This is a genomic window from Brevibacterium sp. CT2-23B, from assembly GCF_013168765.1.
Classification (GTDB): domain Bacteria; phylum Actinomycetota; class Actinomycetes; order Actinomycetales; family Brevibacteriaceae; genus Brevibacterium; species Brevibacterium sediminis.
Window position 1 is genome coordinate 690,493 of record NZ_JABBYK010000001.1, and the last position, 13,045, is coordinate 703,537.

Annotated in this window: 14 protein-coding genes and 1 tRNA gene; 5 read left to right on the forward strand and 10 right to left on the reverse strand. The window is 64.9% G+C overall.

What is annotated here, in order from left to right:
- Window positions 1–4: 4 nt before the first annotated feature.
- On the forward strand, window positions 5–835 hold the full coding sequence (locus HIM68_RS03240) for a proteasome assembly chaperone family protein (RefSeq protein WP_172169530.1): 831 nt from the start codon (window positions 5–7) through the stop codon (window positions 833–835).
- Window positions 836–891: 56 nt separating this feature from the next.
- Here HIM68_RS03240 and mshC read toward each other — a convergent pair whose 3' ends face one another.
- From mshC to HIM68_RS03255, 3 genes are read right to left on the reverse strand one after another with little or no spacing between them, the layout of a single operon-like run.
- Entirely contained in the window at window positions 892–2,151 is a 1,260-nt protein-coding gene (gene mshC, locus HIM68_RS03245) for a cysteine--1-D-myo-inosityl 2-amino-2-deoxy-alpha-D-glucopyranoside ligase (protein ID WP_139908045.1), read from the reverse strand.
- A 60-nt stretch (window positions 2,152–2,211) separates the two neighbouring features.
- The gene (locus HIM68_RS03250) at window positions 2,212–3,024 is read right to left on the reverse strand and encodes an SCO1664 family protein (protein WP_172169533.1); all 813 of its coding nucleotides are present in this window, start codon (window positions 3,022–3,024) and stop codon (window positions 2,212–2,214) included.
- 6 nt (window positions 3,025–3,030) lie between these two features.
- Window positions 3,031–3,594 carry a DUF3090 family protein gene (locus HIM68_RS03255; protein ID WP_139467242.1) on the reverse strand — a complete coding sequence of 188 codons (564 nt, stop codon included), beginning with the start codon at window positions 3,592–3,594 and terminating at the stop codon, window positions 3,031–3,033.
- A gap of 57 nt (window positions 3,595–3,651) precedes the next feature.
- Here HIM68_RS03255 and HIM68_RS03260 point away from each other — a divergent pair, with 57 nt between their 5' ends.
- Entirely contained in the window at window positions 3,652–3,912 is a 261-nt protein-coding gene (locus tag HIM68_RS03260; protein WP_025778383.1) for a hypothetical protein, read from the forward strand.
- Between the two features lie 29 nt (window positions 3,913–3,941).
- On the opposite strand, the gene HIM68_RS03265 is transcribed toward HIM68_RS03260, so the two are convergent.
- Window positions 3,942–4,856 (reverse strand): aldo/keto reductase, encoded by a 915-nt coding sequence (locus HIM68_RS03265; protein WP_172169536.1) that lies wholly within the window; start codon window positions 4,854–4,856, stop codon window positions 3,942–3,944.
- Window positions 4,857–4,925: 69 nt separating this feature from the next.
- Here HIM68_RS03265 and HIM68_RS03270 point away from each other — a divergent pair, with 69 nt between their 5' ends.
- A complete protein-coding gene (locus tag HIM68_RS03270; protein WP_139467244.1) occupies window positions 4,926–5,762 on the forward strand; it encodes an undecaprenyl-diphosphate phosphatase in 837 nt (278 codons plus the stop codon).
- Window positions 5,763–5,840: 78 nt separating this feature from the next.
- Here HIM68_RS03270 and HIM68_RS03275 read toward each other — a convergent pair whose 3' ends face one another.
- On the reverse strand, window positions 5,841–6,554 hold the full coding sequence (locus HIM68_RS03275) for a histidine phosphatase family protein (protein ID WP_172169539.1): 714 nt from the start codon (window positions 6,552–6,554) through the stop codon (window positions 5,841–5,843).
- A gap of 58 nt (window positions 6,555–6,612) precedes the next feature.
- On the opposite strand from HIM68_RS03275, the gene HIM68_RS03280 reads away from it, so the two are divergent.
- Window positions 6,613–6,795: a DUF5703 family protein gene (locus HIM68_RS03280; RefSeq protein WP_139467246.1), complete on the forward strand. Its 183-nt coding sequence runs from the start codon at window positions 6,613–6,615 to the stop codon at window positions 6,793–6,795.
- Between the two features lie 4 nt (window positions 6,796–6,799).
- Complete coding sequence (locus tag HIM68_RS19275) at window positions 6,800–7,828, forward strand: DMT family transporter (protein ID WP_172169542.1); 1,029 nt, start codon at window positions 6,800–6,802, stop codon at window positions 7,826–7,828.
- Here HIM68_RS19275 and HIM68_RS03290 read toward each other — a convergent pair.
- From HIM68_RS03290 to HIM68_RS03310, 5 genes are all read right to left on the reverse strand, one after another.
- Window positions 7,782–9,089: a M20/M25/M40 family metallo-hydrolase gene (locus HIM68_RS03290; RefSeq protein WP_172169545.1), complete on the reverse strand. Its 1,308-nt coding sequence runs from the start codon at window positions 9,087–9,089 to the stop codon at window positions 7,782–7,784. The genes HIM68_RS19275 and HIM68_RS03290 overlap by 47 nt on opposite strands.
- 245 nt (window positions 9,090–9,334) lie before the next feature.
- A tRNA-Leu gene (locus HIM68_RS03295) sits at window positions 9,335–9,422 on the reverse strand.
- Between the two features lie 84 nt (window positions 9,423–9,506).
- Complete coding sequence (locus HIM68_RS03300) at window positions 9,507–10,358, reverse strand: MaoC family dehydratase (RefSeq protein WP_139467249.1); 852 nt, start codon at window positions 10,356–10,358, stop codon at window positions 9,507–9,509.
- Window positions 10,355–11,707, reverse strand: coding sequence for a 3-oxoacyl-ACP reductase (locus tag HIM68_RS03305; RefSeq protein ID WP_172169548.1), 1,353 nt, complete (start codon window positions 11,705–11,707; stop codon window positions 10,355–10,357). Before HIM68_RS03305 ends, HIM68_RS03300 begins: the two co-directional genes overlap by 4 nt.
- Entirely contained in the window at window positions 11,704–12,993 is a 1,290-nt protein-coding gene (locus HIM68_RS03310; RefSeq protein WP_172169551.1) for an acetyl-CoA C-acetyltransferase, read from the reverse strand. The genes HIM68_RS03305 and HIM68_RS03310 overlap by 4 nt, the downstream gene beginning before the upstream one ends.
- Window positions 12,994–13,045: the final 52 nt, after the last annotated feature.

The window sequence follows — 13,045 nt, forward strand, 5'->3', positions numbered from 1 at the left end:
AACCATGAGTATTCTTCCATCCGGGTCCGGGGCACTCGTCTTCATCGCCTTCGAAGGTCAGGATGCCGATGCTTCCGAAGCAGCCAGCTCACTGGTCAAGGATCTCATCGAGGTCTGGCACCTGGATGACTCCGAGATCCTCGACACCGATGGGTTCTACGAATTCCGCTTCTCCGAACCCGAGATCATCCGCGACGAGGACGGGACGGCGTCGATCGCCTGGCCGGGTGTCGCGGTCCATCGAGGTTTCCTCGGCGAGCAGCCGATCACGGTCATCCACGGTCACGAACCGGGATTGAAATGGCGGGAGTTCCTCTCCCTCGTCCTCGCTCACGTCGGTGACGACGATACCGTCATCCTCCTCGGCGGTCTCCATGCCGAGGTTCCGCACACACGTCCGCTGCCGGTGGTGGCCAACACGGAGGACGCAGAGCTTGCGTCCGAGCTCGGCATCGACGCCAACGGCTATGAGGGTCCCATCGGCATTCTCGGTCTCCTCGGCGTCGCCTGCCGGTGGCGCGGGGTCCGCGCCATCAATCTGTGGGTGGGAGTGCCGGACTATCTGGCCGAGTCGCCGTCGCCGAAAGCCGAACTCGCGTTGGCGAAGGCCGTCGAACGCTATGCCGGCATCGAAATCGACATCCACGTGCTCGAAGAGGAGAGTCGGGCATGGGAGCTCGGCGCCGACGAACTCGTCTCCTTCAACCCGCGGCTGGCAGAACTCGTCCAAGCACTGGAGAAGCAGAACGATTCGACGGAGCTGCCCGAAGCCAGCGGGGATGCCATCGCGGCCGAGTTCGAACGCTATCTGCGCAAACGCGGCCGCGATAAGTGAATCACCGACTCCCGGAGGTCAGGCGGTGAACGCCGGTCGACATCGGTCCTGCGATGTCAGTCGAGCAGGCGGATGCCAAGCAGGGCGTCGACGGCGTCGGCGACTCGGTCGCCGGTGATGGCTGCTGTCTCCGAGGGTTCGGAGTCCGCGTAGTGTTCGGCCCATTCGTCGAGGATCCCCAGAGCCCGCGGGCTGTCGAGGTCATCGGTGAGTGCTTCGCGCAGCAGGCCGATGATGTGCTCACGCAGACCCTGGCGACATTCTGATTCGCATTTGGCCGCATGCTTCCATGCCTGCAGACGTGCTTCGGCGATGGACAGCTGCTCCTCGGTGAAGCTCCAGTCGCTGCGGTAGTGGTTGGACAGGATCACGGTGCGAATGGCCATGGGGTCGACTCCGCGCTCGCGCAGCTTCGAGACGAGGACGAGGTTGCCCTTGGACTTGCTCATCTTCTCGCCGTCGAGGCCCACCATTCCGGTGTGCATATAGGTCTTCGCCATGGGTGTGTCCCGCCAGGCAGCAGCATGGGCGGCACTCATCTCATGGTGAGGGAAGATGAGGTCGCTGCCGCCTCCCTGCACGTCGACGGGGAAGCCGAGATACCGATCGGCGATGACAGTGCATTCGACATGCCAGCCCGGTCGTCCCCGGCCCAGTGTGCCTCCGTCCCAGGACGGTTCGCCTTCGCGTTCGGCCCGCCACAGCAGCGGATCGATGGGATTCTCCTTGCCCGGAGTCTCGGGGTCACCGCCGCGTTCGGCCGAGAGCGCTGCCATGGTCTCGGCGTCGTCATGGCTGACTGTGCCGAACGGTGGGGTGATCTGCGTCGACACACGGTAGTAGACGTCACCGCTGTCGAGAGTGTAGGCGGCCCCCTTGTCCACGAGATCGCGGACGCCGGCGGCGATCTCGTCGACGGATTCGACGACGCCGATGAAGTTCGCCGGCGGGATCACCCGCAGGGCTTCCATATCCTCTCGGAAGAGATCGATCTGCGACGAGGCGAGTTCGCGCCAGTCGACTCCCGTGGCGTCGGCCCTCTCCAGCAGCGGATCGTCGACGTCAGTGGTGTTCTGTGCGTACTCGACCTCGAGTCCCGCATCACGCCAGATCCGGTTGAGCAGGTCGAAGGCCACATAGGTGGAGGCGTGCCCGAGGTGCGTCGCATCGTAGGGGGTGATGCCGCAGACGTAGAGTCGAGCGGTCTGCTTGGATCCGCGCAGCCTGCGCGGGCTGCGTGTGCTCGTATCAAAAACCGTAGGCACCTTGCCGGTGCTGGTCAGACGGGGCAGTTGAGGTTCGGGCCATGACTTCACGGCACCCAGCCTAACCGAGAGGCAGGCGTTCGGCACTTCCGAAGCAAAGTGATGCCGGTTTCAGATCGGCGGCCAGGGAATGACGGTGCGATCGTCCGGTGCGTCGGGGAAGAACTCGGCGGCGAGAAGCCGATCGGCCCGGTCCTTCAGAGCCTCGATCTCGTCTGCCGACAGGCAGTCGCTCAGCTGCGTCCGCAGCCTCTCGTCCATGGTGGCGACTTCCTGAAGCGCATCGATCTCTTCGGCGCAGAACGAGGTGCGAGAGAAACCCCACAGAACGGTGCGCAGCTTCTCCTCATTGTGGAAGGTCAGTCCGTTGTCGATGCCGAAGACGCCGATGTCGGCCGCGGCGGTGCTCGGCAGGCAGCTGCCGGTGATGACATGACCGGCTTTGCGGTCGGCGTTGTTCGCGAGCAGGTCGAAGAAGGCAATGGAACGCAGGCTCTCGTCGACGGAGTGCGAGAGCACGAGGTCACGTCCGTCCTCGGTGCGCAGAGCGAAGATCGGAGTGTGATCGACAGGGATCGCGTTGACCGTCGACAGCGTCACCGCTTCGTCATCGTCGGAGGCTTCGACATAGGCCTGCAGGGATCCGCGGCCGGCGGGCAGATCATCGCGCAGAACCGTCGGCGGAACGACCCCCAGGTCGAGTGCGGCGGAGAGTCGATACGCCGCCACCTCGCGCAGGGCCAGTGTCTGTGCCGGGAAATCGTGCAGGGGCCGCTCCCCCGAGATGGGTTTGTAGACGGCCTTGATCGCCCGGCCCTCGTGTTCGAGCACGAGCAGTCGGGTGTCGTTGCTGGCTCGAGGGATCGATCCCATCTCCGTCCACTCCCCCGCAGCCAGTGCGTCGAGGAGAATCCCGTGGTCCATCACGGTTCAGGCGCGCGGGATCCCGTTGGCCCGGGGACACAGATGGCCATCGGGTTCGAGCGGGAGGGAGCAGAACGGGCAGTCTCCGCGTCCGGCGCTGACGACCTGTTCTCCGCGGCGGGCGAATTCTCGCGCGGCGGCGGCGCCGAGGACGATGCGCAGGACTTCGCGTTCGACCTCGTCGTCATCGGGGTCGGCAGAGGTTCCGGCCTGGGCATCCGCCTCGGTGAGTTCGAAGCATTCGATGACGAGTTCGTGCTTGACAGTGTCCCAGCCCAGGCTCATCGTGCCGACGCGGAACTCCGGTTCGATGGGGACGTTGAGCCCGGCGTTGTCGATGAGATCGTCGAGCGCCGTCTGCGGCACCCGCGCGGCCGGATCCTTGATCATCACCATATCGAGCAGTTCGGTGATCCGGTCGGAGAGGATCTCGACCTGCTCCTTCTCGACGACCACGGTCGTCAGCGCGTTGCCGGACTTCGCCTGGAGGAGGAACGTCCTCTCACCGGGGAGTCCGATTGTGCCGACGACGAAACGATCGGGTGTGGGGTGGTCGTACAGAGCTGCCATGTCTTCAGCCTAGTTCAAAGACTTACATGACGGTCCGGCCTGGGATACATTTGAGTCATGAGCACTGATCCTCGTGAGGCCCTGGACGCATTCCTCGAAGCAGTGAGAGAGCACTACGCTGCATCCGCGCACCGCAATGGTGACCAAGACCCCCGAGTCGAAGCCGCTTATATGGCTTTGGCCGATGCCTTCGAAATCTACGAAGACGCGATCTACACCGCGTTCGACGAAGTCACTCCATTCGAACTCTTCGATGACGTCGAGGATGCCAAGGACGATGACGAGTTCCTCCTCGACGATGACGACGAGGACGACTGAGGGCCTGACAGAGCGTCGGACCTGCCGCTCTAGTCCGACGGACCCCAGGAGATCTGGTCGAGCACTTCGGCGATCTCATCCGCCAGTTCGACCTCGCTGGCGGTGACCTCGGCCAGCTGTGCCGAAGTGCGCGGCGAGACCAGAGTGCTCGCGATACCGTGCTGTCGGTTGAACGCCAGGGCGATGTCCAATGTCGACACGCCCAGAGCGGTCGCGGCACGACGGACGCCGGCAAGCACACGGTTCGACCGCTCGTCGAGGTAGGCACCGGCGTATTCGCTCAGCTCCCCCGCCAACCGCGAATCCTGGGGAGTCGCGTTCCGGTACTTGTCGGTGAGCACTCCGCGCCCCAGTCCCGCTCCGGCGATGAGTGAGACTCCCGCATAGTCGGCGGCCGGAACGAGCTCTGCCTCGGCCTCGCGGTTGAGCAGCGAGTATTCTGCGACGACACACGCGACCGGAATCCCGGCCCCGCGCATCTCCGCCAGCTGCCAACCGGTGTGGTGGGACACGCCCACGTAGCGGATCTTCCCGAGAGTGAGCAGGGTCTCGACCGCCGATGCGGTCTCGGCACGGTCGACCTCGGCATCGAAGACGTCGAGGACGAGCACGTCGAGGTGGTCGCGACCGACTGTGCGCAGCAGGGAATCGACTTGGCTGAGGATTCTCGAGCGCCCGAGTCCGGCCTCGATGTGGCCGGGTTCACTGATGGACACGCCCACCCGGGCCAGCAGCAGAATCTCTTCGGGAAGTCTCAGCCGTCCGAGAACCTCGGCGGAGATCGTAGCCGAGCTGGGCAGCTCGATGAGGTTGCCACCTGCGTCTTTGTACTCATCGACGAGGCGCTGGGCGACCTGGTCATCGACCCGATGCCCCCACTCGAAGGTTCCGAGACCCACATCGCTGACGTCCAGACCGGTAGTGCCGAGGCGTTGGTGCTTCATGCTTCTTGAGGTTACCCGATGCTGCGACTACCGTGGTTTCGTTCCCACCTCATATTCTCAAGGAGTCGTATGTACGACTGGCTGGTCGCTGCCGTGCTCGGAATCGTGCAGGCACTCACCGAGTTCCTCCCGATCTCCTCCTCGGCGCATGTGCGCATCGTCGGCGAACTTATGCTGCCCGGTTCGGATCCGGGCGCGTTCTTCACCGCCATCATCCAGATCGGCACCGAGGCGGCCGTCGTCGTCTACTTCTGGCGCGATATCGTCACAATCATCTCCAAATGGTGCAAGGCACTCGTCGGCAAGCATGATCGCAGGGACCCCGAGGTGCGCCTGGGTTGGCTCATCATCGTCGGTTCGATTCCCATCGTCATCATCGGCCTGCTCTTCCAGGACTACATCGAGGGTGCACTGCGCAGCCTCTGGATCACCGCGACGATGCTCATCGTCTTCGGTCTCATCATCGGCATCGCCGACTGGGCCGGGAAACGCGAACGCACCCTCGAGGACATGAACTGGGGTCAGGGCATCCTGTTCGGCTTCGCGCAGGCGCTCGCCGTCATTCCCGGCGTGTCACGCTCGGGCGGCACGATCATGGCCGGCCGTTTCATGGGCTTCGATCGTCCAGCAGCGGCTCGCTACTCGTTCCTGCTCGCCATTCCCGCCGTCGTCGGTTCCGGTCTCTACGGTGTGGCGCAGACGCTCGGTCGGAGTGAAGCCATGGTTCTCGGCTGGGGACCGACGATCCTCGCCACAGTGATTTCATTCGCTCTCGGTCTCGTCGTCATCCACTGGTTCCTCAAGTACGTGGAGACGAAGTCCTTCGCCATCTTCGTCTGGTACCGCGTCGCCCTGGGCATCGTCCTCTACATCCTGCTCGGCACCGGAGTCCTCGCAGCAGTCTGAGTCCGCACATTTCATTTTGGGCTGTCGTCCGACACTCCAGCATCATCTGATCCCGGCATTCACTTACGAGTGCCGGGATCAGCGCATTCCGCCGCCGCCGACGGCGGCCGATTGGGCGAGTCCGGCGGCGGTCACCGACATCGCCGCGAGCACCGGCTGGTCACCGGAGAAGTCGATGACCGTGAACGAACCGGGAGCGACGCTCAGCCGTTGGAAATCATCCAGCGGCATCCCCAGGGCGTCGGCGATGATCGCCTTGATGATGTCTCCATGGGAGACGATCATCGCCCACCGAGGCGGAGCCGATTTCTCGGTACCGTCCGTGGGCACTGCATCGGCCCGGGATTCGGCATCGGCACGTTCCTCCTCACGCAGCCGGGCCACGAGATCACGGACGCGGGCTGTGGAACGATCGGCCGCCTCGGTGATGGATTCCCCTCCGGGGAACCTGGCCTGCGACGCCGACTTCACTACGGTCGCCCACAGGGGCTCCTCGCCCAGTTCCTTGAGTGGCCGGCCCGTCCATTCGCCGTAGTCGAGCTCGATGACGGCCTCGTCGACGTCGATGCGATCGAAGTCAGCTGTTTCGGCTGCGATCGATGCGGTCTGTTCGCAGCGCTGCAGGGGCGAATGCAGCAGCTGGGTGAAGTGCCGATGCGGCAGCAGTTCGAGGTTGGCCCGCAGTGCCCGGGTTCCCTCATCGGTGAGGGACACGCCGGGTGCGCGTCCGGCCAGGATTCCGGAGACGTTGGCGCTGGAGAGGCCGTGCCGCAGCAGAACGATGACGGGCATACCCTCAAGATTAGCCCAGATCGTCTAGGGTGAGGCTATGAAACGTCAGCGTCCACGTATGACATACGAGTTCCGCAAGGTCTCGTTCTCTCGTGATGTGCCGCGGTCGGTCAGCCTGCAGGAACTCAACGACCAGGCGGAATACGGCCAATGGGAGCTCGCCCGCACCCGCATATCGGTCGGCGGAGTCCGCACCGTGTGGCTGCGCCGGAAGATCATGCCGTTGACGATGAGCAGCTGATGGTGTGAGATCGCCTTCCCTCGTTCCTGTTCTCACTGCCGGCCTCGTCACGATCACTGCAGGAGCGGCGATGTCCCTGCAGGGACGAGCGAACGGTCTGCTCGGGCAGGTGCTCGGACATGCCGTCTTCGCCGGGCTCGTCTCATTCTTCGTCGGCCTCCTCTGTGTCGGCATCGCCTTGGCAGTCTCGGCCCGATCCCGTGCTGCCGGCCGACGTCTCATCGTGCTGCTGCGGGATCGTACGCTGCCCTGGTGGATGCTCCTCGGGGGCTTGAGCGGCTGCCTCGTCGTCATCGCACAGGCCACGACCATTCCGCGGATCGGCGTGGCCATGTTCACGATGGCGTTCGTCTCCGGCCAGGTCACCGGTGGGCTCATCGTCGATGCCACCGAGCTGCCGCCGGGCGGCCGTCAGCGTCTGAGCGTCCTGCGCATCCTCGGCGTGGTCATCGTCCTCGCTTCCCTGGCCTTCGCCGCAGGTGACCGCCTGCAGTCGGGGATTCCGCTGTGGACTCCCCTGCTCCCGCTCGTCTCCGGGGCACTGACGAGTGTGCAGCAGGCGTCCAACGGCCATATCCGGGCTGCCACCGAATCGGCGGTGGTCGCGACGACGGTGAACTTCACGGTCGGCTTCGCAGCACTCGTCGTCGGCACATTCGTCCTGCTCATGACCGGACATCCCTGGCGCGAATTCCCGACCGCGCCGGATCAGTGGTGGATCCTCCTCGGCGGGGCCTTCGGGGTGGTCTTCATCGCCCTGACGACGGTCACCGTAGCCAGGCTGGGTGTGCTGCTGCTCAGCCTGTTCGCGCTCTTCGGCAACCTCGTCGGGGCATTGGCCCTCGATGTGCTGCTGCCGATTCCCGGCTCCGATGTCACGCTGACCACGGTGCTCAGCGCCATCGGAGTGCTCATCGGTATCGTCGTGACGATTCTGCCGGTGCCGGTCGGGCCTTCAACTTCAGCGGTCAGGCCCAAATCAGCGGTCAGGCCTTCATCAGGAAGTCGCCGAGGACCCGCGTCCCGAACTTGAGCGCCGAGATCGGCACCCTCTCGTCGACGCCGTGGAACATGGCCGGGAAGTCGAGGTCGCCGGTCAGCTGGAGCGGAGCGAAGCCGTAGCCGGTGATTCCGAGCTCGGCCATCGACTTGTTGTCCGTGCCTCCGGAGAGCGTATAGGGCAGGACGTTCGCGCTCGGGTCGTCGGCGAGCAGGCTCTTCTGCATCTGCGCGACCAGCGGAGTGTCGAACGGCGACTCGAGCGCCTCGCCTTCGTCCTCGGCGGTGATGTCGATCCCCTCCCCCGCGAGTTCCTTGATCTTGAGCATGACGTCCTCGTGCTGTCCCGGCAGAGTGCGACAGTCGACGTAGGCGGTCGCGGTGCCGGGAATGACGTTGTGTTTGTATCCGGCTTCGAGGAACGACGGGTTGGAGGTGTTCTGCAGGGTCGGTGCCACGAACTTCTCGACCGAACCCAGCTCGGCGAGCAGCTGCGGAATCGTCTCTGCCGTGAACTCGATTCCCGTGAGCTCCGAGACGCCTTCGAGGAGCTTCCTTGTGGCCAGGGGGATCTCCTGCGGCCACGGGTGGTTGCCGATCCGGGTGATCGCGGCGGCGAGCCGCGTGACGGGGTTGTCGTCGTTTCGCTGAGATCCGTGTCCGGCGGTGCCGTGAGCGACGAGGTTGAGCCAGGCCAGCCCCTTCTCTGCCGTCTGGATGAGGTAGATCCGCTGGCCGCGGACGTCGACGGAGTAGCCGCCGACCTCCGAGATCGCCTCGGTGGCTCCCGAGAACAGCTCGGGACGGTTGCGCACCATATGGCGGGCACCGTAGTTTCCTCCGGCCTCCTCGTCGGCGAAGAACGCGATCACGAGGTCCCGACGCGGAGTGAGTCCCTGACGGAGCATGGCACGGACGGACGCGACGATCATCGCGTCCATGTTCTTCATGTCCACCGCTCCGCGGCCCCACAGCAGACCGTCTTTGACGACTCCTTCGAAGGGGTCGACGCTCCAGTCCTCCGCGGCCGCCGGAACGACGTCGGTGTGGCCGTGGACGACGAGTGCCGGAGCCTCCGGCTCGGAGCCCTTCACACGAGCGACGAGATTGGCCCGGCCCGGGGAGGATTCGACGATTTCGGACTTCAGGTCAACCTCGGAGAGCCAGGACGCGATGAGTTCGGCGGCCGGCAGCTCCGGGTTGGCTTTGTTCCCGCCCCAGTTCTGTGTGTCGATGCGGATGAGCTGACGGCACAGTTCGGTGACTTCGTCCTCTGCGGTGCTGAAATCAAACACGGGACTCCCCTCGATGGTGGTTCGATCACGCGGCAGTGCTGTGATCGGCCTGACAGTCACCACCGTATCCCACCCGCGAGCCCGGCTCACAGACGATCGGGCGTGTATCAGCGGGTCAGAAGTTCATCCGTGGTGATCGTGATCGGGGCGGATGATCTTTGAACCCGCAGAAGCTGCCGTTGATGGCCCGGAAGCGAATACGAAAATGGCCTCCGGATCGAAATCCGGAGGCCATCTCCTCGTTGTGCGCGAAGGGGGACTTGAACCCCCACGCCCGATAAGTTGGGCACTAGCACCTCAAGCTAGCGCGTCTACCAATTCCGCCACTCGCGCTGGCAACAGAGATAACTCTACATGCGCGAAACGGTGTCGCAAAATCGAAATCGGCTTTTGTGACGCACTGCACTTATCACGCCATCATTCGAGGTGTGCCACCCGCGAGAGGACGTGCGGTTTGCCGTTCTTCAGGTCGAAGACGGCCGACTCCGCAGCCTCGTGACGACGCCCGGAGGTCAGCGCATAGCCGACCGTGCCGGGCAGCAGGATCGGCTTCGCGAAGGACACATCCCAGCGGTAGGACTCGAGCCGCGGATCCATTGCCGAGAACGCCCGGGAGGCGCTGTACATCCCATGGGCGATCTGCCGCGGGAATCCGAATCCCTTCGCGGCCAGACCGTTGAGGTGGATCGGGTTGTAGTCACCGGAGACCTTCGCATAGCGCTGACCGATGATCGGATCCAGACGCCACAGGGCACTGGGCTGCGGCGCCGTGAACTCGAGGTGCGGCACCTGTGCCTTCGGCTTGGCTCCGGAGAGCTTCCGCCCCTTGGCCAGGTACGTCGAGACCTCGTCCATCACGGGACGACCGTCGACCTTCGCCTCGAGCCGAACCTCGATCGTGGTGCCCTTCGTGTGCTCGAAGGGACCGGCGAGCTCGAGGTGGAAGTCCACAACCTCGCCGAGGCGGGCCTGCGAATGCATATCGACGCGATTGTGGATGTGGACCATCCCCATCATCGGCAGCGGCACTTCGGGGTCGGCCAACAGCTGCATGCTCAGCGGGAAGCCGAGGATGTGCAGGTAGCCGGGGTGGACGATATCGTCCAGACCGTGACCGACGACGTGGGCGAATCCCGCATAGGCGACCGGTTCGAGCGGAATGCTGCGATCGATCGCATGATCCGGCAGCTCCGGACCGGTGCGCGGACCCACCGGCAGGGTTTTGAGCAGGGCACGGGCATAGATGGGAAGCATCGAATCCGCCATCATGCACCCACCATGTTCTGACCGCATACGCGCAGCGTCTGTCCGTTGATGCCGCGGGCACCGCTGGATGCGAGGAAGCCGATGGCTTCGGCCACATCGACCGGCTGCCCGCCCTGCTGCAGGCTCGAGAGCCGGCGCGCGACCTGGCGTGTGAGAGTCGGCATCTTCGCGGTCATATCCGTTTCAATGAAGCCGGGTGCCACCGCATTGATCGCTCCCCCGCGGGCGGCGAAGTCCTCCGCCGAGGCGGCCGTGAGTCCGATGACTCCGGCCTTCGAGGTCGCATAGTTCGTCTGGCCGCGGTTGCCCGCGATTCCCGAGGTCGAGGCCAGGGAGACGACCTGGGCGCCGTCGGCGAAGAGTCCCTTCTCCGCCAGGCGCGCATTGATCATCGTCTGCGCGGCGATGTTGACGGCGATGACAGAATCCCATTTGGCCGCGTCCATGTTCGCCAGCATCTTGTCGCGGGTGATGCCGGCGTTGTGGACGAGGATGTCCACGGGTGCCCCGAGCGCCTCGGTGATCTTGTCCGGGGCATCGGCTGCGGTGATGTCGAGCTGCAGCGACTTGCCGCCGATCCGGTTCATCACCTGCGCCAGCGCCTGACCTGCCTGCGGCATGTCCACGCCGATGACGTAGGCGCCGTCGCGGGCGAGGTTCTCGGCGATCGCGGCTCCGATTCCACGTGCGGCACCGGTGACCACGGCGGTGCGTCCGGCCAGCGGGCCGGCGTCACCGGTGGACATGAATTCGTCCAGGCTCAGCCGCTGACCGGCGTCCGAAGACACCGTGAGGAACTGGCCGGAGACATAAGCGGATTTGCCCGAGAGAAGGAACCACAGGGCCGCGTTCACCGAGGGTGCGGTGAGGTCGACGCCGTCGAGCAGGATTCCGTTGGCGGTCGCGCCGGCGCGCATCTCGTGGGCGACCGACCGGGTGAAGCCGGTGATGCCCTGGGCGGTGGCGGCCTGCTCCGGTGTCTGGCTCTGCGCATCCGGTGCCGTCGAGATTGTGATCACTCGACCGCAGGCGGCCAGTGAACGCAGGGCGGCGCCGATCTCGAGGACGACCGGTGACAGGTCGGCCGGGGACTGCGCGTCGTCGAGGACGGCGATGACGGCCCGCAGCTTCTCGCCGGTCTGGGCGTTGCGACGGACCTCGAGTCCGTTCTCCAGCAGCTGATCGGCCAGCCCCTGGGCCCCGGGACCGGTGCCGAGGACGAGGACCGGTTTGTTCTCATAGGACGCCGGGGTGGAGCCGAAGCGGTTGAGTTCGACCGGCTGCGGCAGACCGAGGGTTTTGGCCACCTGCTTCAGCGGTCCGTTGACGAGGGAGAGATAGGTGTCTTTCATGCTGCCTCCACAATCGCAGTGAGTCCCTGTCCGCCTGCGGCGCAGATCGAGACCAGGGAGCGCTTCTTGCCGGTGGTCTTCAGGTGCTTGGCGGTGCTGGCGATGATGCGTCCGCCGGTGGCCGCGAAGGGGTGGCCGGCGGCCAGGCTCGAGCCGAGCGGGTTGAGCTTGTCGCGGTCGATGGTGCCCAGCGCCGCATCGAGACCGACCTTGTCCTTGCAGAACTCTTCGGATTCCCAGGCGGCCAGGTGCGAGAGCACGGTGGAGGCGAATGCCTCGTGGATCTCGAAGACATCGAAGTCATCGAAGGTCAGACCGTTGCGGGCCAGCAGCCGCGGAACTGCGTAGGCGGGGGCCATGAGCAGACCTTCGTCGCCGTCGACGAAATCGACGGCGGCGGCTTCGGCATCGACGAGGCGCGCCAACGGGGTGAAGCCGTGCTCGTTGGCCCAGTCCTCACTGCCCAACAGCACCGAGGAGGCGCCGTCGGTCAGCGGAGTCGAGTTGCCGGCGGTCATGGTCGCCTCGGTGGCGAGCTTCCTGCCGAAGACGGGGTTGAGCTTCGCCAGGGATTCCACGGTCGAGTCGGCACGCATGTTCGTATCGCGGCTGACCCCGAGGTACGGGGTGGTGAGGTCATCGAAGAAGCCGGATTCCCATGCCGCGGCGAGGTTCTTGTGGGAGGCCACGGCCAGTTCGTCCTGGGCCTGTCGGCTGATGCCCCAGGCGGCGGTGGTGATCGCCTGGTGCTCGCCCATGCTCAAGCCCGTGCGCGGTTCGCCCGTGCTCGGAGCCTGCGGTGCGAGGTAGGCGGGGCGGATCTGGGAGGCGATCTTCGCCTTCTGCACCATTGTCTTCGCACGGGTGAGCTCGAGGAGGATCTCGCGCATCGAATCGTTGATGACGATCGGAGCGTCGGACGTCGAATCCACGCCCGAGGCGATTCCGGATTCGATCTGCCCGGCATTGATCTTGTTGTTGAGGCTGACCACGGCTTCGAGGCCGGTGGCGCAGGCCTGACCGAGATCGAAGGCGGGGGTCGTCGGTGCCAGGGCGGAGCCGAGCACGGCTTCCCGGGTGAGGTTGAAGTCCTTCGAATGCTTGAGGACTGCACCTCCGGCGACCTCGCCGATGTTCTCTCCGGCCAGTCCAAAGCGGGCAACGAGCCCGTCGATGGCCGAGGTGAGCATATCGAGGTTCGTGGCCTTCGAGTACTGCTTGTTCGAGCGGGCGAAGGGAATTCGGTTGCCGCCGAGGATGACGGCGCGGTTGTTGGGAGCGGACATGTGCACCTCCGAGTGGTTGATTTAGCCGATACCGACAGTACCTGATACTGTC

Coding starts and splice junctions, on each gene's coding strand:
- HIM68_RS03240 (WP_172169530.1), top strand. CDS start 5: ATGAGTATTCTTCCATCCGGGTCCGGGGCACTCGTCTTCATCGCCTTC.
- HIM68_RS03250 (WP_172169533.1), bottom strand. CDS start 3,024: ATGGACCACGGGATTCTCCTCGACGCACTGGCTGCGGGGGAGTGGACG.
- HIM68_RS03255 (WP_139467242.1), bottom strand. CDS start 3,594: ATGGCAGCTCTGTACGACCACCCCACACCCGATCGTTTCGTCGTCGGC.
- HIM68_RS03260 (WP_025778383.1), top strand. CDS start 3,652: ATGAGCACTGATCCTCGTGAGGCCCTGGACGCATTCCTCGAAGCAGTG.
- HIM68_RS03265 (WP_172169536.1), bottom strand. CDS start 4,856: ATGAAGCACCAACGCCTCGGCACTACCGGTCTGGACGTCAGCGATGTG.
- HIM68_RS03270 (WP_139467244.1), top strand. CDS start 4,926: ATGTACGACTGGCTGGTCGCTGCCGTGCTCGGAATCGTGCAGGCACTC.
- HIM68_RS03275 (WP_172169539.1), bottom strand. CDS start 6,554: ATGCCCGTCATCGTTCTGCTGCGGCACGGCCTCTCCAGCGCCAACGTC.
- HIM68_RS03280 (WP_139467246.1), top strand. CDS start 6,613: ATGACATACGAGTTCCGCAAGGTCTCGTTCTCTCGTGATGTGCCGCGG.
- HIM68_RS03300 (WP_139467249.1), bottom strand. CDS start 10,358: ATGATGGCGGATTCGATGCTTCCCATCTATGCCCGTGCCCTGCTCAAA.
- HIM68_RS03305 (WP_172169548.1), bottom strand. CDS start 11,707: ATGAAAGACACCTATCTCTCCCTCGTCAACGGACCGCTGAAGCAGGTG.
- HIM68_RS03310 (WP_172169551.1), bottom strand. CDS start 12,993: ATGTCCGCTCCCAACAACCGCGCCGTCATCCTCGGCGGCAACCGAATT.